This is a genomic window from Paenibacillus sp. J22R3 (genome assembly GCF_056269305.1).
This window is the reverse complement of record NZ_JBWDNS010000001.1, coordinates 602146-623442: the sequence shown is the minus strand read 5'-3', so window position 1 is coordinate 623442 and position 21297 is coordinate 602146. Positions and strand designations below refer to the sequence as shown.

The 21297-nt window shown below is 46.4% G+C and carries 22 protein-coding genes; 5 read left to right on the top strand and 17 right to left on the bottom strand.

Annotated elements, in window-relative coordinates; all coding sequences use genetic code 11:
- Window positions 1–2: 2 nt before the first annotated feature.
- The 4 genes from AC0YN4_RS02815 to AC0YN4_RS02800 all read right to left on the bottom strand — a co-directional run bounded on the left by AC0YN4_RS02815 (window position 3) and on the right by AC0YN4_RS02800 (window position 4944).
- Entirely contained in the window at window positions 3–1115 is a 1113-nt protein-coding gene (locus AC0YN4_RS02815) for a Ger(x)C family spore germination protein (RefSeq protein ID WP_475780944.1), read from the bottom strand.
- 4 nt (window positions 1116–1119) lie between these two features.
- The gene (locus AC0YN4_RS02810; RefSeq protein WP_475780943.1) at window positions 1120–2574 is read right to left on the bottom strand and encodes a spore germination protein; all 1455 of its coding nucleotides are present in this window, start codon (window positions 2572–2574) and stop codon (window positions 1120–1122) included.
- Between the two features lie 68 nt (window positions 2575–2642).
- A complete protein-coding gene (locus AC0YN4_RS02805) occupies window positions 2643–3710 on the bottom strand; it encodes an NAD(P)H-dependent flavin oxidoreductase (protein ID WP_475835564.1) in 1068 nt (355 codons plus the stop codon).
- 28 nt (window positions 3711–3738) lie between these two features.
- The gene (locus AC0YN4_RS02800) at window positions 3739–4944 is read right to left on the bottom strand and encodes a YbfB/YjiJ family MFS transporter (RefSeq protein WP_475835068.1); all 1206 of its coding nucleotides are present in this window, start codon (window positions 4942–4944) and stop codon (window positions 3739–3741) included.
- A gap of 111 nt (window positions 4945–5055) precedes the next feature.
- Between AC0YN4_RS02800 and AC0YN4_RS02795 the strand changes: the two genes are divergently transcribed.
- From AC0YN4_RS02795 to pdxR, 3 genes are all read left to right on the top strand, one after another.
- The gene (locus AC0YN4_RS02795) at window positions 5056–5925 is read left to right on the top strand and encodes a LysR family transcriptional regulator (RefSeq protein WP_475835067.1); all 870 of its coding nucleotides are present in this window, start codon (window positions 5056–5058) and stop codon (window positions 5923–5925) included.
- 114 nt (window positions 5926–6039) lie between these two features.
- On the top strand, window positions 6040–7158 hold the full coding sequence (hisC, locus tag AC0YN4_RS02790; protein ID WP_475780940.1) for a histidinol-phosphate transaminase: 1119 nt from the start codon (window positions 6040–6042) through the stop codon (window positions 7156–7158).
- Window positions 7159–7229: 71 nt separating this feature from the next.
- Window positions 7230–8666, top strand: a complete 1437-nt coding sequence (pdxR, locus tag AC0YN4_RS02785; protein ID WP_475780939.1) for a MocR-like pyridoxine biosynthesis transcription factor PdxR — start codon at window positions 7230–7232, stop codon at window positions 8664–8666.
- Between the two features lie 171 nt (window positions 8667–8837).
- Here the strand turns inward: pdxR and AC0YN4_RS02780 are convergent, their stop codons facing one another.
- The 4 genes from AC0YN4_RS02780 to AC0YN4_RS02765 all read right to left on the bottom strand — a co-directional run bounded on the left by AC0YN4_RS02780 (window position 8838) and on the right by AC0YN4_RS02765 (window position 11659).
- Entirely contained in the window at window positions 8838–8975 is a 138-nt protein-coding gene (locus AC0YN4_RS02780) for a hypothetical protein (RefSeq protein ID WP_475780938.1), read from the bottom strand.
- A 461-nt stretch (window positions 8976–9436) separates the two neighbouring features.
- Complete coding sequence (locus AC0YN4_RS02775; RefSeq protein ID WP_475780937.1) at window positions 9437–10078, bottom strand: HAD family hydrolase; 642 nt, start codon at window positions 10076–10078, stop codon at window positions 9437–9439.
- A 99-nt stretch (window positions 10079–10177) separates the two neighbouring features.
- Window positions 10178–10546: a hypothetical protein gene (locus tag AC0YN4_RS02770; protein ID WP_475835066.1), complete on the bottom strand. Its 369-nt coding sequence runs from the start codon at window positions 10544–10546 to the stop codon at window positions 10178–10180.
- A gap of 162 nt (window positions 10547–10708) precedes the next feature.
- On the bottom strand, window positions 10709–11659 hold the full coding sequence (locus AC0YN4_RS02765) for a phosphotransferase family protein (RefSeq protein ID WP_475780935.1): 951 nt from the start codon (window positions 11657–11659) through the stop codon (window positions 10709–10711).
- Between the two features lie 265 nt (window positions 11660–11924).
- Here AC0YN4_RS02765 and AC0YN4_RS02760 point away from each other — a divergent pair, with 265 nt between their 5' ends.
- Entirely contained in the window at window positions 11925–12473 is a 549-nt protein-coding gene (locus AC0YN4_RS02760; protein WP_475835065.1) for a hypothetical protein, read from the top strand.
- A 78-nt stretch (window positions 12474–12551) separates the two neighbouring features.
- Here the strand turns inward: AC0YN4_RS02760 and AC0YN4_RS02755 are convergent, their stop codons facing one another.
- From AC0YN4_RS02755 to AC0YN4_RS02725, 7 genes are all read right to left on the bottom strand, one after another.
- Complete coding sequence (locus AC0YN4_RS02755; RefSeq protein WP_475835064.1) at window positions 12552–13817, bottom strand: MFS transporter; 1266 nt, start codon at window positions 13815–13817, stop codon at window positions 12552–12554.
- Between the two features lie 159 nt (window positions 13818–13976).
- Window positions 13977–14552: a TetR/AcrR family transcriptional regulator gene (locus AC0YN4_RS02750; protein ID WP_475780932.1), complete on the bottom strand. Its 576-nt coding sequence runs from the start codon at window positions 14550–14552 to the stop codon at window positions 13977–13979.
- Window positions 14553–14657: 105 nt separating this feature from the next.
- Window positions 14658–15410 carry an alpha/beta fold hydrolase gene (locus tag AC0YN4_RS02745; protein WP_475835063.1) on the bottom strand — a complete coding sequence of 251 codons (753 nt, stop codon included), beginning with the start codon at window positions 15408–15410 and terminating at the stop codon, window positions 14658–14660.
- Window positions 15411–15484: 74 nt separating this feature from the next.
- Complete coding sequence (locus AC0YN4_RS02740; protein ID WP_475835062.1) at window positions 15485–15766, bottom strand: hypothetical protein; 282 nt, start codon at window positions 15764–15766, stop codon at window positions 15485–15487.
- Window positions 15767–15959: 193 nt separating this feature from the next.
- On the bottom strand, window positions 15960–16529 hold the full coding sequence (locus tag AC0YN4_RS02735) for a dihydrofolate reductase family protein (protein WP_475835061.1): 570 nt from the start codon (window positions 16527–16529) through the stop codon (window positions 15960–15962).
- A gap of 88 nt (window positions 16530–16617) precedes the next feature.
- Complete coding sequence (locus AC0YN4_RS02730; protein ID WP_475835060.1) at window positions 16618–17799, bottom strand: alanyl-tRNA editing protein; 1182 nt, start codon at window positions 17797–17799, stop codon at window positions 16618–16620.
- A gap of 376 nt (window positions 17800–18175) precedes the next feature.
- Window positions 18176–19006: a PPK2 family polyphosphate kinase gene (locus AC0YN4_RS02725; protein WP_475780927.1), complete on the bottom strand. Its 831-nt coding sequence runs from the start codon at window positions 19004–19006 to the stop codon at window positions 18176–18178.
- A gap of 326 nt (window positions 19007–19332) precedes the next feature.
- Between AC0YN4_RS02725 and AC0YN4_RS02720 the strand changes: the two genes are divergently transcribed.
- Complete coding sequence (locus AC0YN4_RS02720) at window positions 19333–19749, top strand: VOC family protein (RefSeq protein WP_475780926.1); 417 nt, start codon at window positions 19333–19335, stop codon at window positions 19747–19749.
- 160 nt (window positions 19750–19909) lie between these two features.
- Here AC0YN4_RS02720 and AC0YN4_RS02715 read toward each other — a convergent pair whose 3' ends face one another.
- A complete protein-coding gene (locus AC0YN4_RS02715) occupies window positions 19910–20398 on the bottom strand; it encodes an NUDIX hydrolase (RefSeq protein ID WP_475780925.1) in 489 nt (162 codons plus the stop codon).
- Between the two features lie 31 nt (window positions 20399–20429).
- Window positions 20430–21236 (bottom strand): class I SAM-dependent methyltransferase, encoded by an 807-nt coding sequence (locus tag AC0YN4_RS02710; RefSeq protein ID WP_475835059.1) that lies wholly within the window; start codon window positions 21234–21236, stop codon window positions 20430–20432.
- Between the last annotated feature and the right edge of the window lie 61 nt (window positions 21237–21297).

Below are 21297 nucleotides of genomic sequence, written 5' to 3'. Positions count from 1 at the left end.
CCTTATTGATACGGCGTTCTCGTGTTTCCGAACAAAGCTGCTTTGGAGCTCACCTCGAACGATACGTCGAAATCTCTCCACTTTCCGCGCCCTTGTTTCGTATCTCCGATTCCAAGCAGATCCCAGTTGTTGTCTTTCGCAAACCGGACAAATTGGTCCGACTGCTCCTCTAGGGTCTTATTAAAAGCCTGTTCGATTTCGTGAGTATTCTGAAGCGTAAGGGGTCTCATTTGTTGATTGTACAGCACCCGAAGGTTGACGTGGATTGTGATATGGAGTCGTTTCGGACCCCATTTTCGTTTAACTTGGATATTTCTCGTCTCTAAATCGACTTTGGCGCCGTTTACTCTGATGTTCTCCAAGCACCTGCGGGCATCACCGTTCAACACGTAATACATCTTTTTGGTGTGTTGATCGATCTTTCCCACCATTTTCGCTCGAATGAATACTGCGCCTTCGGAGATTTCAAACCCCGGCTCTGTCGCGTTTATGTGCTCCATTCGATCCGTTCGGGAGGCTGCACTACTGCTATTGTAATGAAGGAGCGGAATGATCGTCGGCCGGCTCAAAGGAATCCCCTTCACGATATCTTCCAATTGAGTCAGTTTTCTGGTCATTCCGAATGTCTTTGCTTGCCAGTCCATCAACAACCGAAGATTACGCCCAGGTACCCGGTCCAGAGGCGTGAAGCTTTCCATGACGTTCTGAATTGGCGCATCCGTTACGACGGCATATACATTGGTTCGTCTTTCTGTATTAAGTTCCAAATAATTTACTAATTCAAGCAGCCCATCTCTCGCGAACCTTTCGGTGAACACATAACATTGTAAGTGGGCGGTGAACAGCATCCGAGACATAGTCGTGCCTGATTTTTCGGTTAACAGGCCGAGGTTTTGTTCCGAGACTACATAAGTATATACGGACGCTTTCGCAGGCCCGGATTGCCGGGATGAGGTGCCGGTCGGGTTGAGGACTTGATAGTAAGCAGTTATACGCTTGGTTTTAGGATCCATATCCGCTGCGGTCATTTCCACCAAAGCCAGATGATTGATCTCTCGCATATCCCAGCAACCCGTGCACAATAACAGCAGAGCGACAATCTGTAACCATTTCATGAGATCACCTTCTGGACTTTCCCTGTTGAAACATTTTCGGTCGGTTCTTCAGAAACGGCCTTGGAACCCGTATGAACGTATCCTTCCAATCGGGCAGGTACATGGGAGCGAATGGCGCGAAATACCGGACTCCGAACGAACGGAGTGAAGCAAGATGAATCAGCAGGAAGAATACGCCGCACATGAGCCCGAACAATCCCATCACACCGGCAAGAGCCATGAAAAAAAACTGAATGATCCGCTGGGTAATACCAAAGCTGTACATGGGGGATACGAAATTGGATATCGCGGTGATCGAGACGACGATGACCATGGCTGCGGAGACGATCCCTGCTTCTACTGCTGCCTGCCCAAGCACAAGCGCTCCGACGATGGAGATTGCCTGCCCGGCGATCCGTGGCATCCGAAGCCCCGCCTCCCGTAATACTTCGAACGTAACCATCATCATGATCGCTTCAATGAAAGCCGGAAAAGGCACCCCTTCCCGCTGAGCGGCCAAGTTGACCAAGAGCGGGTCCGGAAGCAATTCCTGATGATAGCTGACGACCGAAATATAAAGCGCGGGTACGAAGATGGCGAGAAAAAAGGCAGCCATCCGAAGCCAGCGCAGCAGCGTGGCAATATCGGCACGTTGATAATAGTCTTCCGGTGCGGAAAACAGCTGAAAGAACGTCAAGGGTCCTGCTAGGACGATCGGCGTACCGTCGGTCAAGACGGCAACTTGTCCCTCCAGCAATTTCGCGGAGATAGCGTCCGGCCTTTCCGTTGCAATTAATTGCGGGAAAGGTGTTAGTGCCTTGTCTTGAATCCATTCCTCGATATAGGCGCTCTCCAAAATACTATCGGTATGAATGGCTTGCAGCCGCTTGCGGAACTCATCCACTAATTTATCCGAGGCTATCCCTCGCATATAGGCTAGGCACACCATCGTCCTCGTTTCCGAGCCAATAACCATGGATTCGAATACGAGCTTATCGCTCTTCAATCTCTTGCGGATAAGGGACAGGTTTCGGATTAGATCCTCCACGAACCCTTCTCGCGGCCCACGGATCGTGGATTCCGTGCTCGGTTCCTCTACGCTGCGTTGTTCCCGCTTGCAAACATCCATTGCAAGCGCTTGATCCTTCCCTGGGAGAAGAATGAGGCAATGGCCGCCAAGAAGCGCTTCAATAGAATCTTCCAGTCCGTCCGTTTCCTTCATTTGACCATGGGAAATCCTCATCTTTAACCAGGACAAAGGTTCAATCTCATCGGCATGTTCGCTTTCCGGCTCTTGAATTGCATGAAGAATCGGACGGATAATCGCTTCGTCCACCTGATCTTGATCAGCTAGAGATGTGAGAAAAAGGCAGGATACCTCGAACCCTGCCTTTGTCTGAAGATGGCGGCGCACAACATCCGGGGAAGCTCCCAGCCGTTCTGTTATCCGATCCGCGAGATCCTGATTGTGCTCCGTCATGGAAACGTTCCCCTCCTGCAATTACTCCAGTCAGGTTGTCCAGAATGCTGGACATTCATTCCTTTTCCTTACCATTTCTTGAGAAGTGCCTTTGCTTGATCCATGGTTTGTTCAACAATTGCTGCCGCGGAGTGATTGTTGGCTAATCGAAGTCCTTGACCCGCCCAGAGTGACATATACTCGGGGTTATTTGCTCTAGCCGCTGCCTGCCGAATGTCTCGAGTCAATACGTTTTGGATGGGGAAGGCGGGGATTGTTCCCGGATACTGATGCATATCGTTCATTAATTTTGTCCGAATGCCTCTTGCCGGTTTGCCCGAGTAGGCACGAGTAATGGCAGTGGAATCCTCATTGGCTGTTAGAATTTTTTGTTTATATACCTCGTGGGCACCACTCTCGGGGCATGCCAGAAATGCGGTTCCCATCTGTACAGCAGCTGCCCCTAATACGAGGCTTGCTACGAGTCCCCGTCCATCCATAATGCCACCTGATGCGATGACCGGTATCGACACGTGATCTACTATCTGCGGAATAAGCGCCATCGTACCGACCAAAGCATCCGAATCGCTCTTCAAGAATGTGCCCCGATGTCCTCCTGCTTCGCTTCCCTGGGCCGCAATGGCGTCTACGCCAGCCGCTTCCAAACGTATCGCTTCTTCAACAGTCGTTGCCGTACCGATAATCGCAATTCCACGCTGTTTCATAGCTTGGAGCATATCATGAGGTGGTATGCCAAATGTAAAGCTGAATATGGATACCTGCTCTTCCAGCAAGACTTGAACTTGCTCCTGAAAGGACTCTGAAGACTTCGGAATGAATGGATTCTGTTCAATGCCAAGCATGACGCGATATTTATTGAGATGGGTTGTCATTTCACCGACTTCGCCTTCCCGTTCTTCTGGTTGCTCTGGTACGAACAAGTTGACCCCGAAAGGCTTATCTGTTAATTCTCTGGTCCTTCGGATCGTACTTCGAAGCTGTTCAGGTGTTAAGTATGCGCCTCCCAGATTTCCCAGGCCTCCGGCATTTGAAACTGCCGCAACTAACTCAGGTGTCGCAGGGCCGCCTGCCATCGGCGCTAGGAATAGTGGATATTGAATATTGAGCATACGTGTTAATTCCGTTTCTAACATGATGGAACACCTCCTGTATTTGGACGCTACGCTAAGCGTTTCTTATGGATCTTTTATTATTGGTGAGGACTGCGCCAACCATCAATATGGTAACAGCAAGAACTAGCACCAAAGTGGCAAGAATGAGGGATAAGCTGTAACTGTGCGTCACTTCCAAAACAATACCGGCCCCAATCGGACCAAGGATTTGCCCGATACCAAAAAAGCCAGTCATTAGAGCGATAGCTTTATTGCCGCTGGAAGGTCTAGCTATTCGAGCAGCAGAAATTGCGAGCATGGCAATCCCCATAAACGTTCCGCCAAAAAGGATCGACCCTAATGTTACACCTATTATATTAGGCAGCCATACCGGCAGAATGACTCCGGCAGCTTGCAGGATCAGTGCGGTTATCAGAGGTTTGATATAACCGGCTTTACTCGTCCACCAAGACCAGAGAACGGTCGATGGTACAGCGGCAATCCCAACGATAATCCAACTATAGTCAGCGAAACTTGATATCTGTGGCATGTGTTTGACCATGGCTACCAGAAAAGTCGCACTAACAATATAACCAAGTCCCTCAAGGCCATACATAAATAGAAGCCAGCCAAAGATAGATGCGTTCTCGCCCGGTGAAGCCGAGGAACCAGCATGTTGATTTGTTGATACCGTCTTATCCTCTCGCACATAAGGCCAAACCAGAACTAACAGCACGAAGCCGATGATCGGAAGCCCAATCCATGTTCCCCTCCAAGTGAAATGGCTGAGGATGGGCGTCAATAATCCGGTTAAAGCAATACCCGTACCAACCCCGCCGTAGAACACGCCTACCCATTTCTCACGCTTCGCTGAAAGCAGCGCATTCAGTACTAAACTCGATGATAAAACGAAAATAAGTCCGCTGCTCATTCCACTTAAGAAGCGCAAAATCATCCATACATAAAATGAAGATGCTATTCCCATAAGTCCCGTTGTAAGGAGGCATAGGATCAATTGAATCCGAAGATGGTAAGCCTTCCTATTCCCCCACGTTATGAATCCTGCACCAAAGGCAGCGACAAGGTAACCCAAATTGTTGCTTCCCGCCAGGTACCCGGATTCCGAACCGGAAAGATGAGCTTGAGCTTGCATTAGTGGGAGTATGGAAGTGTAAGAGAATCGTCCAATGCCCATTGCTATGATGAGCATAACAAATCCACCAATAATGGTCTTGGTAGAATCAGATAAGTTCGTTCGATTATTTTCAACAAGCCTCATAAGACCTGCCTCCTTTCTGAGTGCATTGTAACCCATCACTTATATCGAGTAAAATGAACTTTAACGATGGTTAACATTAAAATAATCAATATCTCATATGGAGGTATGGTGATGGAAATCCGAGACCTGCAGATTTTTCTGGCCGTTGCGGACGAAGGAAGCATTACCAAGGCAGCTGAGAAATTAGAATACGTGCAGTCGAGTATCAGCATTCGTATCCAACAGCTCGAGAAGGAATTGAATACGACGCTATTCCGTCGTGGGCGGCAAGGCGTGAAACTCACAACATCCGGAGAGGCACTCAGGTCCTATGCGGAGAAAATTATATTTCTTACTCATGAGGCTGTACGCGTCGTAGCAGATAACACGATTCCACGAGGGCCGCTTCGCATCGGCTCGCTTGAAACCACTGCAGCGGTTCGGTTGCCATATATTCTCACCGATTACCTGAAAGCTTATCCTGAAGTCGATCTGACCTTGAAAACGGGAACAACGGAAGAACTTATCCATTTCGTATTGAAATATGAATTGGATGGAGCTTTTGTAGCTGCGCCTGTTGAGCATGCAGAGCTCGATATTATTGAGGTTGGAGTTGAGGAGCTTGTACTTGTCTCATCGGGACAATTCGCATCATTTGATCATCCTGAACAATTACGCAATCTGACTTTACTGGTGTTTCGTGCGGGTTGTTCTTACCGGCGAAAGCTCGAGGATGGGTTACATGCGAAAGGGATTATTCCTGCAAAAATCATGGAATTCGGTACATTGGAGGGAATACTGGGATGTATTCACGCCGGTCTCGGAGTCTCTGTTTTGCCTCGTTCAGTGGTTGAGCGAGCCAAGGTTCAATATCAATTGCGCTCCCAAAACATCGAGGATAAGTTCTACCTAACCCCGACCCTGTTCATACGCAGGAAAGATACCTATAGAACGGCAGCTGTGTCTGAATTTATCCGAGTTTCAAGAGAGCGATTCAACTAATTTTCCGTGAACCAGCCATTCGCGCTCTCATTCGTTCAGAAATGGATGGTTACTTGCAGAATAATTCTTACTACAATCAGAAATGAGTGAACTCTATCCGAGAGAGGTGTTACGATGAATAACTTGAATAAACCACTGGCCAGGCAGGCTCTGAGCAACATCAGTCCTTATTCGCCGGGTCAACCGATCTGGGAAGTCCAAGAGAAATTCGGGCTTTCCCGCGTAATCAAACTGGCATCTAATGAAAATCCATTAGGTCCTTCTCCAAAGGCAGTTGAAGCCATGCAAAGAATGCTCCCGGAGCTGCACCGATACCCGGATGCTAATACGTCACTACTGAGAACGGAGATCGCCGAGCAGAATCAGCTTCAGCCCGATCAAATTATCGTCACCAACGGCGGGGATGAATTAATCAAACTCGTGTCAGAAGCGTATCTTGAACCGGGGGATGAGGTCATTATCCCATCGCCCTCTTTCAGTGAATATGAATTCGGTGCCCATCTAATGGCTGCAGCCGTTGTTTCCGTCCCGCTCAATGCTGATTATGGCTATGATCGTAATGCCATTCTTGGTGCCGTGACGAATCGAACGAAGCTTGTCTACCTATGTTCGCCGAATAACCCGACCGGAACTTATCTGGCCAAACCGGATTTACGCGCACTGCTCGACTCGCTCCCGAAACATGTTTTGATCGTGTTGGATGCGGCGTATAGCGAATATGCTTCTGCATCGGATTACACGGACGGGCTTGAGTTTGTGCGTGAGGGTTACCCTATTCTCATTTTGCATACCTTCTCCAAGATTTACGGGCTTGCTGGAATCCGGATCGGCTACGGACTAGCCCCCGAGTACGTGATCTCTACTCTCATGAAGGTACGAGAACCATTTAACGTTAACGCATTGGCACAAGCAGGAGCGCGTGCAGCATTGTCCGATACCGAACATCTAATAGCCTCCAAGGCAGTAAATGTTCAGGGCTTAATGCAAATGTATAGCCTGCTCAAGGACTTAGGGATCACCTATGTGGAATCCATGAGTAACTTTCTGTTGATTGAAATCGGCATTGATGCAAAGACGGTAGCCAACGAGTTGCTTGCCAGAGGGATCATTGTTCGTTATGGAGGAATATGGGGCCTGCCCGGACATATCCGAGTTTCTATCGGCACCTTTGTTGAAAATGAAGCCTTTATCGAAGCCCTTCGCGAAATGAACCATCCGTTTTCTCCATGTTGAAAGGCTGTGTTACTATTAGGTCATAGAAGTTACTGATCAGAATTGACCTAAGTAGTAAGGGGAATCGTAAGATGTGGAAACCAGATCGCGGCAGTAAGAAAGCTCTATATCAACAAATTGCCGATCATCTCGAACAACGAATTTCATATGGGGAATTTCCTCCCGGCAGTCTGCTCCCTTCGGAGAGGAAGCTCGCAGATCAGCTTGGCGTCAATCGCAGCACCGTTATCATGGCCTTTGCTGAGCTTCGATCCATGGGTATTATCGACAGCCGTACCGGCAGCGGAACATCAGTGAGTACCACCAAATGGGAGGCGACACCGAAACACACCCCCAATTGGAGCCGCTATGCGGAAGGCGGAAACTTCCTGCCCAACTTGCCTTTTATGAGAAGGATTCGGGAAGCACTCATACAGCAGCCTTCCTTGATCGATTTTGCAAGCGGTGAGCTGGCAGCCGATTTGGCCCCGACGGAAGAAATAGCCAAGATCATGAGTGAATTCCAATATCCCTCTTACTTGGGCTATGACAATCCGCAAGGTTCGATTCCGCTTAGACAAGCTCTGGTTGATTATCTGGAGAAATACCGGGAAATTCGGACGACCGAATCATCTATTCTGATTACATCCGGCTCTCAGCAATCGTTATATCTAATTACGCAATGTCTTCTGTCCCCTGGGGATGCAGTGGCTATCGAAGATCCATCCTATTGTTACTCCCTTCCCATGTTCCAGTCTGCAGGGATTCGATTATTCCGGCTTCCGGTCGATTCGCAAGGGGCTCAGCCGGAGGAGATTCGTTCGTTGTTCAAAAAACATCGAATTAAGATGGTGTTTCTCAACCCTAATTTTCAGAACCCTACCGGTACGGTGCTCAGTGATGAACGTCGTCGGCAGCTGCTTGATATCGCAAGCGAGCTTGGGCTTCCGATTGTAGAGGATGATCCTTTCAGTCTGACCGCTTATGATGGCAAGCCGCCTTCTCCTTTGAAAGCATCGGATACTGTCGGGTCCATCATTTATATCGGCTCTTTCTCCAAAATAGCAGCGTCAGGCCTGCGAATCGGCTGGATGGTAGCTCCCCATTCCATTGTGAAACGTCTCGCCGATGCCAGGCAGCAGATGGACTTCGGTTTAAGCGTAATCCCACAGCAGGTAGCTGCACAGTTTCTACAATCTTCACTGTTCGTACCGCATTTGGATCGATTACGGATGGAATTGAGATTTAGGCGGGATTTGACAATCGAAGCGCTCAACAAGGAGCTTCCGGATGCACTTCTGCACTCGATTCCGGATGGAGGACTGCATTTATGGTGTAAGTTGAACAATACGATTCAAGACGGCAGGCTCTTGGAGGAAACCATTAGAAGGGGAGCTGTTTTTGTTCCGGGCAGCGTGTACGGATCGGACGCCGGATTTGTCAGGTTTACATTTGCGAGACCGAGATCGGAAGATATCGAACGGGGAATATCTCTATTTTGCGAGGCGTATCGGCAATTACAGGACTAGTTTCCTTATCAAAATTACCCACAGGGCCTCCTGTGGGTAATCTCATCTTTTACTTTATATCATGCTTAATCAGGTATACGGCTCCACCACCAAGTAAAATCGATCCCGCAACAAAAGCGAAAGACAATATCGTCATTGAAATAATATCATACATGTCTATGAGCCCTCCTTTTATATCCGTCCGTCATTCTCGTTGCTGCTGTCTTCCCATCTTCTCGAGTAGGCTTTATTCGTAACCCATATCGTAATCCAAGTCACAACGATTGCAATTGCTGCGGCAGCAATCCATACACCAACTGGTACCTGCATAATTAGATCCCCTCCACGTGGAAACTTGATATGAAGGTATCTTAAACCTGTTCATCGCGTTTGTAACCGTCCAATTAGAAGCCGCTCTGACCATCCAGTTGGATTAAAGGTCCAAATCCCCTCAAAAAAAAGCCGCACACCGGCGGCTTTTCGAAACACTTATGAAATTAAAGCTACGCTATGACTCATTCCACCCAAATAACGCCTTCTCAAACTTCTTCCTATTCAGTAAATAGACAATGGCAAAGAAGAACGGTACTGCGGCTACCGAAGGGCGAATAGTACCATCCGCCATCCATAAAAGGTCACACAGCATAAATATCAACAGATTCGCGATTATATACTTTCGAAGTAGTTCCATTATATCCCTCATACAATGTGATTTTTCACTATTGTATTCGGCATTAAAATTAATGGTGAACCTAACCTTATTTGGGGGCAACACGCTGGAGAATGCTCTCTTATCTTACTTTCAGGATTATGTCTTTTAGCTCAAACAGAGTCTTGATTCGATAGCTGGCCTGTGAGAAATCATGTGTTTTTGTGAAGTCGTTATGGACAATAGCACAGTCGATACCAGCCGCTACGGCTGAGTTTAACCCTCTGTTTGAATCCTCTACAACCAGGGTCTCTTCTTTGGTAGCTCCGAAACGCTTTAGTCCGGTCAAGTATGGCTCCGGGTGCGGCTTGGTGCGATCGTAGTCTTCGCGAACAAGGACAAATTCCATGAATTGTTTAATCCGGCGATTTTCATGAATAAGTTGAAAATCCGCACGTTTTGCAGTCGTCACGATGGCCATGCGGACGTACTTGGACAGTTCGGCTAGCGTTTCAACTACGCCTTCGATCTCTATGTCTTCTGTTCTTAGATAGTTCTGGTAATAGACGTTTCGGACCTCACGCTGCTTGCTGAGGGTCTGTTCATCAATACCTGCCTTCCTAGCTTGGGACCATGTGCCCAATGACTGGGTCATGTCGCGGAGGTATTGGTCTTTATCCAAGGTAAATCCAATGTCGGCCAGAGCGCGTTCTCCCGCTTTGTAATACCAGAATTCAGTATCCACCAGAACGCCATCATGATCGAAAAGTATGTACTTCTTCATCGTTTCGTGCTCCTTTGTCAGCTGAGACGGATTATTATCTATTCTACTTCAAAAATGGCAGCTGATCATCTGATCAGCTGCCATTATGTTGTTCTACCGTTATCTTATGATGCGTCCGATACGATTTCGGTTATACAGAATCGGAGCATTGCTTCTGCCTTTCGCTTGCTTGTGGACCTCTTGCATCCGCCCCATCAGCTCCGCGTACCATTCTTCGTCACGCGTGGCCAGCGCCAGCTCGATAAAGTCTAGGATCGGCTCCTCGTACTCCAGCACATCCACCGTAGGCTGCTCTTTGAGCCAGCTTCTGAGCACGGAGATCGTAGTGCCGACAGCAGCATCATGATCGGATTGAACAACATAAACGTTTGCAATGTTGTGTATTTCGTTCATCGCCGTAATAAATCCTTGAATAAGTTCCCCGTCCTTCGTTCTGCCTTGTACCCAATCACTGATCGCAAAGCTCATCGTCAGCACCACCTGTCATTAGAATGGATAACCAAACTGTATCTTAATTGATTACAGTTAGGTTGTGAAAAAAGGACGGTGCATAAGCAGTTTGCTCGGCTAGCCGCCCTCTTCTTACTTGTTACTGTAATTATATTTGTTACAGTTACGGATGTCAAGAAGTCATCCTGTTGACCATGAAGCTTCAATCTGCTCCAACCATGATTTGGCACTAGCTTTATACCCTTGGTAGGATTCTTCTCCCCAATGCAGATAGGACACCGAAATGAGCTCGACTGTTTCAAAGAGCTGATAATAGAGCAGCTTGATATCAAATAAAGGTGACAGCTTGCGCAGGGTTGAATAACCTGCCATGAATGCCTGCTGCATCTCCTTTGCATCCGTGAATACATCCTTGGCATGCAGCGCTTTGAAGTCGAACTCCGGATCTCCGGCAATCGACCACTCCATATCTAGAATAGCTGTGATCTCTCCATCAGCACACAGCAAGTTAGCAAAGTGATAATCGTTGTGAATCAACGATGCTTTTGCAATTCCACTGAACAAATGCTCCGCTCTCTTATATACGAAGACATAACGCTCGGCTTCCTCAGGATTGATAATTCCAAGCTTCAGGCAACGATTGGTTCTCTGCTTCATGCCCTCAACAAGATACTGTTGCCAGCTGTTATATTGATTATTCGACGAGAGAGCAAGCTCTCCAAACTTATCCCGCCCAATACCATGTATTTTCGCAAGTAACATGCCTGAGTTGTATGCCATCTTGATTTTTGATTCATCGGTAGCCGTCTCCAATGCTTGCCATACATCAATGCCCGGCATCTTGCTTGTAATCAATATTTCATAGGGCAAATGTTCATGGCTGTTATCAAATACATAGACATCCGGAACAGGTATGCCCTCTGATTTCATCATTCGAAGCGCTTGCTGCTCATTGTCAAATTTCGGCAGCTCCACGTCTCGGGCATTTACCCTAACTACATAATGATCGTTAATAAAAATACAAGGATTCACAATTCCACGATCCGAATATTCTATGCGATCAATGCGTCCGAGGCTATGCTTCTCGAAGATCGCTTGGATCGTTAAGATATCAAATCTCATAGATTTCATGGCATGTCCCCTCGCTATTTTCAGAGTAGATTATGTATGAATGCACTTTCAATAAACACATCATAACATTCGTCAGTAAGATAAGGAACGAACAACATTATTGTGGCCGATTCCGCCGCGAACCAGCTGCGGACAAACGTGCTTCCAGTCTGCATATTCCTTTATTGTTGTACTAAACTGATCATCTAATTCAATAATTTGAGCATAAAGTATGCACAATTGTCGAAAGCTTTAATGAATTTACTTTTCGACAGGAGGCTTGCTTATGTCAAAGATTCGCGAGGACTTAACTCTTGCAACGTCGAGCTTTAGTCACATCATCGACGTTCCTATAGAACAAGTTGACATTGGCCATTGGTTATTCTCTCTCTCAGAAGCCGAGTATCAACGTTGTTGTCCCCCGGATCATATTGCGATGGGCACAACCAAGACGGAAGACGGACGTCCAATGTCGATTAACGTGGAGAAAATCGGCAGCAGTCTCTCGATCCAGCATTATATCGGAGAGATTGTTGAGAAGCACAAATGCCGGATGGTCTCCACGACCGATATTTTTATTACAACCGAACAACGGACTCAGATGCAAGTTATTTGGGAGCTTAGCGTAAAGAGCGTCAACGCTGATCAAACCGAATTTACGAACGCCGTAGTAACCCACCCGTCAGAACATTTATTGAAAATCTTCGAAGATCAAGGACTCACGTTTGAACAAGCATCCGCGACCCGTCAACAAATATCTGAAGATCATAATAGACGGGAAGCACCTCTCTTTGCGGAAAGCATAGCGCGCGTCGCACGAGGAGAGCTACATTAATTAGTAGTTGAACATTCGAAAAGAGACAAGGGGATCCAACTCCTAAGTCTCTTTTCGAATGTTCTATTAACCTTATGATTAAGCTGCTTGTGGTTCCTTATTGCGCTTCGTAATACGTATAGCCATCAAGGCAGCGAACAAACAAATAAGACCTGCACTGAAAAACGTCGGTGAGTAGGTTCCTGTCCAATCTCTTATTGCTCCAGCCAGGAAAGCTGCGGCAGATGCACCGACTTGGTGAGCAACGACCACCCAGCCGAATACCATACCTATCTTCTCTTTACCGAACTCTTGCGCCGCTAGTTTAACCGTTGGCGGTACAGTCGCGATCCAATCAAGTCCGTAAAACACTGAGAATATGAACAACGTGGATTGTCCCCCATCTAGGGCATAAGGCAAGAACATTAAGGAGAGTCCGCGAAGGCCGTAATACCAGAAAAGCAGCTTGCGAGCGTCAAAACGATCCGTTAACCAACCTGATAATGTCGTACCGATCAAATCGAACATTCCCATCAAGGCTAGCAATCCGGCAGCCATCACTTCAGGAATACCATGATCGCCGCAAGCCGGGATCAGATGCGTGCCGATCAAACCGTTGGTCGAAAATCCACAAAAGAAGAACGTGCCTGCGAGCAACCAAAACGTTTTGTTCTTTATCGCCTGACGTAATGTCGACAGCGGTGTAAGAAATATATTGCCTTGAAACGGTTCTGGCTTCACAAGTTCATCAGAGCCATATGCGGCGAGCCCCTTCTCAAATGGATGATTTCTCATCCAGATCGCCACAATCACCAATACCAGGACAATAAACCCGACTGCGGTAAAGACAGCATAGCGCCAGCCATTCTCAACAGTGATATGTGCTAACAAAGGCAGGAATAGCAGTTGTCCTGTCGCTGCGCTGGCGGTTAGAATGCCAACAATGAGGCCTTTGCGTTTAACGAACCAACGATTAGCTACAGTCACTCCGAGGACGTTAGCCATCATCCCAGTTGCTAGCCCAGACACAATACCCCAGAGCAATTCATATTGCCATAGCTGCTTCATAAAAGGAGTCAGTGCCATGCTCGTGGCCAAGACAGCAAGTGAAATCACCATCGTACGACGAATACCGAACTTAGACAGGATAGCAGCAGAGAATGGCCCTACAAGGCCATAAAGGAAGATACCGACAGAGATAACACCCGATATGGAACTGCGGTCCCACCCGTACTCTTGTTCAAACGGGACCATCAATATGCTCGGCATCGAACGAATACCAGCAGAGACGAGAAGCGTAATAAACGCTATTAGGACAACTATCCAGCTGTAATGCCAGGAAGTTGATTTCACTTTGGCTTCCATTTCCTCACTCCAATTTCATTATTTATTGAGCTCAGAAGTAAAAATATCATTTCTGGAACGATCGGTCAATAATTATTTTGAACGATCGTTCTAGAATCAACTTTTCTGTTTAAGATAAAAAAAAGCCGTCGGCATTCCATTCCAACAGCTTCTACTCCGTTATTTCAACAATGACATATTCACTTTTATGATATTTCTGAGTTTTTCCCTGTCCGGATTGGTTTTCACCATTACGCGAAGTCCAATTAAGGCATTATTCAAACAAGATGCCAGTTGATCCGAGTCAAGCGTTTCAGGGAACTCTCCGGATTGCTGACCCTGCAAGATCAAATTACGAATGATCCCTTCTACATGCTCCCAATTCACACGTACACAATCCCTTGCCTCGGCATCATGACTGGATAGCTCTACCGCTGTATTTACAATGAAACAGCCTTGAGGTATATCTTCTCGTTCGCGGATAGCCATATCAAAAAATTGTTGTATGGTCTCTTTGGACGAAGGGGAAGCTTCTACTCGTTGTTTTAGAGAAGTTTCAAATTTTTCGATATAACGCTTTAATGCCTGATTATATAGCTGCTTCTTTTCCCCGAAAGTATCATATAAGCTTCCCTTGTGAATTCCCATATGTGTAACCAGCTGGTGCATAGATGTTTTCTCGTAGCCTTGCTCCCAAAACAGGTTCATTGCTTTATGCAAAACAATATCTTGATCAAATTCTTTAGGTCTAGCCATTGCGTGTCTCCCTCCTTCAAAAGTAAAGTAACATTTCTGGACTAATCGGTCAAATAATTATAAACCGATCGTTGTCAAGGCATACAACCAGGCAAAACTATTAAGCTAATAATAGATGAGAGTAAAAGTGAACACACAAAAAAGGATGAAGCGCATGAATTGCACGCCATCCGTTCTCACAGCTAGAATCCATAAACTCGGCAACTGCCAAACCGGATATTGTTCCACATTATGCCGATAATCGTAGCCAAGTGCCAACTGAATGGCGGCATTACCCGGCCGATCGAGGAAGAACTGATCCATTGTATACCCATCAGGACTGATCAAAAAAGGATGACAAGCTCCTGAAGTATATTGTTTCTTAGTGAATTCAAATTCGACAAGCTTGGAGAACGCTGCTTTGTTCTCGGGGCTCGGATCCGCCCAAAGAGCCTTGAATATATCAAAAGGTTGACCGAGTCCTACCTCATGAGCTACAGCATTCTGGATGACGAAACCCAGAACTCGCTCAGGATGCCGCATTGCAATTCGGAATCCGATTGGGCCCCCATAGTCCTGACAATACAAAATATATCGTGGGATGTTGAGCCGTTCAAGCAATTGTTCAATAACCAAGGATAGATGTTCGAAGGTATAAGAGAACTCATTCATTGGAGGCATACTGCTGTTCCCGAATCCAGGATAATCCGGAGCAATGACATAATAGCAATCAGCCAATAGCGGTATCAAATCCCGAAACATGTGGGAAGAACTAGGGAATCCATGAAGAAGAATAATTGCTGGATTTCTAGGATTCCCTGCTTGACGAAAGAAGACTTCAATCCCTTCTATGTTCATTTTTTTGTAAAGCACCGCCATCGATATCAGCTCTCCTCCAAGCAAGATTCATCCGTATTGCTCCGCATTCTTAGGGGCTAAAAATGTATTGAAATCTATTGTTTATGTTCTTTCATCTCCATTTTTCCTGCATTTGTCGCCTCAATTCGGCGTTCTCCAACCGAAGTTTCTCGAGCTCGTATCTTACCGCGCGCATCAAAGAATTCAGCCCGAATCCGATCATGAACAAAACTAGACCCAATATAGATATGCTTCCAGCAGCCGCAAATTCTAACAGAAAAAAGACGATACCAAGAGCGATAAGAATGATCGAAATGATTTTGACGCTTCTTAACGAGTCGTACATGATGATGCCACTCCATTTCAAATGACGCCATTTCTTTAAGCGAATTCGCTTATTAGATTATCAATATTCTATGTGCATAAATGCAATGTGTGTCCGCCTACCATTGGCAACATTTCCTATAACTCGTAACATAAGAAAATAGGCAGCCCCCGCGTACATCCTTGTAGGGTCTGCCTATTTGTGTTAGTATCGTGCACACTCGTGGAACACCTTGTACGGCAAGCCTATTTCTCTACCTCATAGCGGGTTGCGATAATGCCCGAATTGAACGTTCGGCTGGACAGCAGCCTGAGCTTGATTTTCTCGCCTTCGCCGTGGAATACCGATTTTCCGCCACCCAAGATGACCGGACAAATTGTCAACAGGAATTCGTCGATCAGGCCGAGCTCAAGCAATGTCTTCGCCGCCCCCGGACTACCGAAGATAACGAGATCTTTGCCGGATTGCTCCTTGAGCGCCTTGATTTCCTCCGCGATATTGTCCTTGATCAGCATCGTATTGTTCCATTCGACATGGTCCATCGAACCGGAAATGACGATTTTCTTAACATCCTGCAGCCATTTGGCATGCTCCAAATCGTGCTTCGACGCATCCGGATCATCCAGCAAAGAAGGCCAGTAGCTCTCCATCAGCCGATACGTCGTGCTTCCGTATACGGGAGAGCCGACTTCGGCTACGACTTCCTCAGCGTATTTCTCTAATTCCTCATTGTAAGGAATCCAACCTAATCCTCCCTTTGAATCCGTCGCATACCCATCCAGCGACACGTGCATGAACAATACGAGTTTTCTCATGTTTGCTTCTCCTCCAATTTCCTTCGCTCTCATATTCACTATAAATCATTCCGTTACGTAAGGGTCAACACTTTGGACAAACTTCATGTCAATCGACACTACCTCGGAAACTTGCAATTACGAATTCGTAGAACGCTAATGCTTCGTTCAGCGTCCCGAAAGCTGCCTGAGCCATGGTGCTGCTGCCTCCGCCTTTGCCGCCGTACGCCCCTAGATGTTGCTTGAATAACGCTCCGCAAGAATGTTCGATTCCCCCGCTATGCGCCAGTACCACTTTGAAATCCGCAAGATCGGCAAGCAGCACGGGATCGTTGGTCAATGACGTGAGCTTTAATGCCAGGCTTTGCAAATCTTTCAACGGCTTATTCTCAAACTGATGCGCGATCAAGCCGTATTCCGCCCGATCCAAGAGATCGCGAGCGATAAAAGAATCGTTCTGCTCCTTAAGAGCAGCTAAATCGGTTTGAAGCTGTTTTTGCTCCTGTTCCCACTTCTCAACGCGAGCGACAATATCCTCTTTTCCGGTATTGAATTTGGATGATAGCGTCCCTAATATCCCCATGCAGTCGTTAAACTCCGTTAAGGCGCGGCTCCCGCATTTGAATGAAATTCGGGTATTTCCTTTCATCTTCTCCGTTCTTAGCAGCTTGATCATCCCGATTCCACCCGTAGACGATACATGTGTCCCACCGCACGCATTGTATTCCACGCTCTCAATCTCCACGATCCGCACGTTCCCCGATACTTTCGGCGGCTTTGCCAGCGGCAATCGGCTTGCTTCCTCCCCGGAAACCAAATAACTAATAATTCGGCGATTATCGTAGATGGTCTTGTTCACTTCCCGCTCCAGATGGGATAGCTGCTCTAAAGTTAGCTCGGGTTTATCCACGTCAATCGTCGCGGATTCGATGCCCAGGTGAAAGCTTAACGTCATTGCACCAAATAACTGAAGACAAACCGCCGACAGTAGATGCTGACCGCTATGCTGCTGCATATGATCGAATCTTCGCTGCCAATCGATCTTGCAAGACGCCGCCATTCCCTCCGGCAATTGCTCTACTTTATGAAGCACTTCATCTTCCTCACTGATAACATCCAATACAGGGATGCCGTTAATCGTTCCCGTATCGCAAGGCTGTCCCCCTCCATGAGGATAAAAGGCGCTTTCCTCCAACTGAACGTACCATCCGTCATCTCTCTTGAGCGAATTCGTAATCTTTGTCTCCCATTCGGTTAAATAGGAAGAATGATAATACAATCTAATTGTCATCTTTCAATCCCTTTCTTTATGTTCATGCAACAACGCATACAAAATCTTGATCGTCTCATTCACTCAGCGGTAGATAATAAACATATTTTCGGAGCTGTTGTTCAAGTGGAATCAGGAGACAGGCGACTGACTTGGGGCGGAGCGGCTATCCCTCTTTACTATAAGGACTCTCCCCTTCATATTCCGCTTGCTATGGCTTCCTTCGGGCCTGATGGGACATTCCGGATTATCCGGAGCCTTTGCCTATTATTCGCCTAAGCATGATCTATACCTGTGCGGTACAGGCAACCAAATATCCCCGCCGAGCTTGTCCTACAAGCTGATGCTTCGGATATTAAATACACTGTAAGCAACAGTTACATAGGGGTTGCTCCAACTATTGGGACAGGGAAGCGCTCGATTGAAGTTGCTCCAGAAGCTTTTGTGTCTCGATGTCCGGTTCCGGATAAGAGAGGTCCAGCTTCTCCAAGGAACTTATAATCGTCCGGAGCACTAAGTAGTCGCGGAACCATCGTTCATTGGCTGGGACGATATGCCACGGAGCGTGATTGGTTGCCGTGTATCGGAAAGCATCTTCGTATGCGTCAATGTATTTATCCCAGTAATGCCGCTCTTTGAGATCGCTTGGATCGAATTTCCATAGCTTCTCCGGGTTGCTGAGCCGTTCGCGGATTTTCTCAAGCTGAAATTCAGGTGAAATATGTAGGAAAATTTTGATCAGCAACACGCCATTGTTCGTTAGAAGCTTCTCAAAATGCCGAATATGCTTCATCCGAGTTGCTGCTTCCTTGTCCTCTATCAAGCCATGCACCCGGGTAATGAGCACATCCTCGTAATAAGAACGATTAAATGAGGTAATATAACCCTTGGCAGGGACGACCTTATGCGTTCTCCATAAGAAGTCATGTGCAGACTCTTCAATAGTCGGTTTCTTAAAACTCTCCGCTCGAAAGCCCTGCGGATTCAAGTTGGACAGTACCTTCTTGATGACGCCGTCCTTCCCGCTGCAATCCATCCCCTGGAACAAGACGAGCACACCATTCGTCTTCGAAGCAAACAACTTGTCCTGCAGATTGCGGAGCTTCCGTTCCATCTGTTGGAACTCATCTTGTATCTCTTCTTTGCTTCCGAAGCCGCCTGTATCATTCGGATCGAAGTGGCCCAGACCGTGCTTGACTGCTTTGGTCAGCCGATAGTTCTTCAACATAAGACCCCTCCTCAGACACTTATCAATTCTCAACGAATTCGATCGTAATGAACAAAATTTAACCATACCTACTAAAATTGAATCGAGAGGAGCATTTTTAGATAATTATCCCACATTTTGTACATAGGTATTCAGTATTTTGTTGCGATACGTTAATGAAAAAAGCAGCTGCCAATGGCAAACTGCTTAAGATGAGAGTAGCAAAGTTGTTCATAGAAAGTGAAAGTGCTTGGACTAATAGAATAATAGTTTAGCCGGTTATGAACACAGTTCTTGGTTTGACATTCAATTTAGCATAGTGCTACTGTATATTTGAGGTGATCGGGATGGCAGAAACAGCCAAAAGTATGTTTGTTAATCTTCCAGTAAAAGACCTGAAGAAAGCAATGGCATTTTTCTCCGAAGTAGGTTTTGAGTTCAACCCAAACTTCACTGACGACAATGCAACTTGCATGGTCATCGGAGAAAACATTTACGCCATGTTGTTGGTGGAATCGTATTTCAAGACCTTCACCAAGAAAGAGATTTCGGACTCATCCAAAACAACCGAAGTCTTGATTGCATTAATGGTCGAGAGCCGCGACAAAGTGGACAAGTTAGTTAACAGAGCGATTGCAGCAGGTGGCCATATTGCAAATGACACACAAGATCTCGGCTTCATGTATCAGAGAAGTTTCCTAGACCTAGACGGTCATCAATGGGAAATCGGCTTTTTGGATGAAAGTGCGATCCCGCAGGGGTAAACAATTCTGGAGATACCTTGATTGATCTCATAAAAAAGTAAGCACCAGAACGCCAAATGCCGAAACCCTTATGTTTCATAGGGTTCCGGCATTTATGGCATGAACGGCATTTTATTCAATTTCGCCTTGTCGTGTTGATCAAGATTGTTCAGCAGTTCTATTAAACATGCCTATGTACCTTGACTTCACATTCTGACGTTGTCGGAGTAGTGTACTCCAAATAATTCACCGAGCCGTTAAAATTCAAATAGCTTTCGTAGCGAATACGAATGAATGGCAGAGTCAGAAACGCCAAGACATGATCCTTTGGAACCCAACGAGAGTCGCTTGTTTCATCCGAGGTAGTTAACACGCCTCCCTCCGCTTTACACGCAAAATCAAACATGACCTTCGTAGGGACATCCGTCACGCCGTCATACCACTTATGTAAACCTGTATTAGAAACAATGTTAATCAAATGGCTTACGGTCGCATCGATTCCACTTTCCTCTTTGATTTCACGAATCACACCGTTAATCAGATTTTCACCGACTTCAATAATGCCACCTGGGAAAACCCAGCCATCATCATGAGCTTTGACCAATAGTATATTTCCGTTGCCATCCTCTACAATTCCGCCGGCAGATACGATATGTGTCGGGAATCCCATTTCAAACCTCCTCCATTTCAACATCAAAACTCTATAATTTTCGCGCCTTGATTACAAAGGTTACGGGAAGCATCTTTGCTTTATTTGCAAAATCGCGGTCACTCGACTGCATCATTAATTCTTCATCCGATTCTTCAATCATTTGCTCAATTACAAATCCCTCTCTTGCCAACGCATTCACAAAAGTCGATAGTTTACGGTCCGATAAGGTTAGCGTACTTTCACCAAGAGTTACCGAGTACCAAGATTCATCGAAATAACATTTCTTAAATACAAGACTATCGTTTTCTGTGGTAACACATTTATGTATCGGGTGAGACCAGCTGAAAATAAATACCCCGCCTTTTACCAAGTAAGACGCTATGCGGCGAAAAGTTCCCTCAAGGTCGGTTGTCCAGCCGATCGCATAAACCGAATAAACAAAATCAAAATAATTGTTAGGCAGACCGCATTCTTCTTCCATGGGCGAACAGATTAATGTGGCCGAAAGACCGCATGCCGTCAAATGCTGCTTTGTCTTCTCCAGTTGGTTTGCAGACAGATCCATCCCCCATAGCTCAGATGCTTGGCGTTCCCCTAGGTATTGCAAGGATTGCCCGCTTCCACAACCTATTTCCAGCATCTTCTTCCCCGAGACATCGCCAAACAGCCGGCAACTATCTTCCGAGACATATGCTCCATAGAACGGAAGTGCGGTTCCTCCTAACACGTCATTACCTTTGGTATTCCAAAATAAGCTATTCGTTTCATGAATGCTGCGTTTATCCATGTCAACCGAGATGGCACCAACTTCACTACCACCTATTATGTTTGTTCGAATTGCAGAATTATTGACCATGTCGTCCTCCCCAATCCATGTTAAATAAATTGCAGAACGCCTCTACATCGCCCAGTAGGAA

What these genes read in the sequence shown, in the direction of transcription:
- AC0YN4_RS02815 (WP_475780944.1), bottom strand. Translation starts at nt 1,115, where the DNA reads ATGAAATGGTTACAGATTGTCGCTCTGCTGTTATTGTGCACGGGTTGC.
- AC0YN4_RS02810 (WP_475780943.1), bottom strand. Translation starts at nt 2,574, where the DNA reads ATGACGGAGCACAATCAGGATCTCGCGGATCGGATAACAGAACGGCTG.
- AC0YN4_RS02800 (WP_475835068.1), bottom strand. Translation starts at nt 4,944, where the DNA reads ATGAGGCTTGTTGAAAATAATCGAACGAACTTATCTGATTCTACCAAG.
- AC0YN4_RS02795 (WP_475835067.1), top strand. Translation starts at nt 5,056, where the DNA reads ATGGAAATCCGAGACCTGCAGATTTTTCTGGCCGTTGCGGACGAAGGA.
- hisC (WP_475780940.1), top strand. Translation starts at nt 6,040, where the DNA reads ATGAATAACTTGAATAAACCACTGGCCAGGCAGGCTCTGAGCAACATC.
- pdxR (WP_475780939.1), top strand. Translation starts at nt 7,230, where the DNA reads ATGTGGAAACCAGATCGCGGCAGTAAGAAAGCTCTATATCAACAAATT.
- AC0YN4_RS02780 (WP_475780938.1), bottom strand. Translation starts at nt 8,975, where the DNA reads ATGCAGGTACCAGTTGGTGTATGGATTGCTGCCGCAGCAATTGCAATC.
- AC0YN4_RS02775 (WP_475780937.1), bottom strand. Translation starts at nt 10,078, where the DNA reads ATGAAGAAGTACATACTTTTCGATCATGATGGCGTTCTGGTGGATACT.
- AC0YN4_RS02770 (WP_475835066.1), bottom strand. Translation starts at nt 10,546, where the DNA reads ATGAGCTTTGCGATCAGTGATTGGGTACAAGGCAGAACGAAGGACGGG.
- AC0YN4_RS02765 (WP_475780935.1), bottom strand. Translation starts at nt 11,659, where the DNA reads ATGAAATCTATGAGATTTGATATCTTAACGATCCAAGCGATCTTCGAG.
- AC0YN4_RS02760 (WP_475835065.1), top strand. Translation starts at nt 11,925, where the DNA reads ATGTCAAAGATTCGCGAGGACTTAACTCTTGCAACGTCGAGCTTTAGT.
- AC0YN4_RS02755 (WP_475835064.1), bottom strand. Translation starts at nt 13,817, where the DNA reads ATGGAAGCCAAAGTGAAATCAACTTCCTGGCATTACAGCTGGATAGTT.
- AC0YN4_RS02750 (WP_475780932.1), bottom strand. Translation starts at nt 14,552, where the DNA reads ATGGCTAGACCTAAAGAATTTGATCAAGATATTGTTTTGCATAAAGCA.
- AC0YN4_RS02745 (WP_475835063.1), bottom strand. Translation starts at nt 15,410, where the DNA reads ATGGCGGTGCTTTACAAAAAAATGAACATAGAAGGGATTGAAGTCTTC.
- AC0YN4_RS02740 (WP_475835062.1), bottom strand. Translation starts at nt 15,766, where the DNA reads ATGGCGTCATTTGAAATGGAGTGGCATCATCATGTACGACTCGTTAAG.
- AC0YN4_RS02735 (WP_475835061.1), bottom strand. Translation starts at nt 16,529, where the DNA reads ATGAGAAAACTCGTATTGTTCATGCACGTGTCGCTGGATGGGTATGCG.
- AC0YN4_RS02730 (WP_475835060.1), bottom strand. Translation starts at nt 17,799, where the DNA reads ATGACAATTAGATTGTATTATCATTCTTCCTATTTAACCGAATGGGAG.
- AC0YN4_RS02725 (WP_475780927.1), bottom strand. Translation starts at nt 19,006, where the DNA reads ATGTTGAAGAACTATCGGCTGACCAAAGCAGTCAAGCACGGTCTGGGC.
- AC0YN4_RS02720 (WP_475780926.1), top strand. Translation starts at nt 19,333, where the DNA reads ATGGCAGAAACAGCCAAAAGTATGTTTGTTAATCTTCCAGTAAAAGAC.
- AC0YN4_RS02715 (WP_475780925.1), bottom strand. Translation starts at nt 20,398, where the DNA reads ATGGGATTCCCGACACATATCGTATCTGCCGGCGGAATTGTAGAGGAT.
- AC0YN4_RS02710 (WP_475835059.1), bottom strand. Translation starts at nt 21,236, where the DNA reads ATGGTCAATAATTCTGCAATTCGAACAAACATAATAGGTGGTAGTGAA.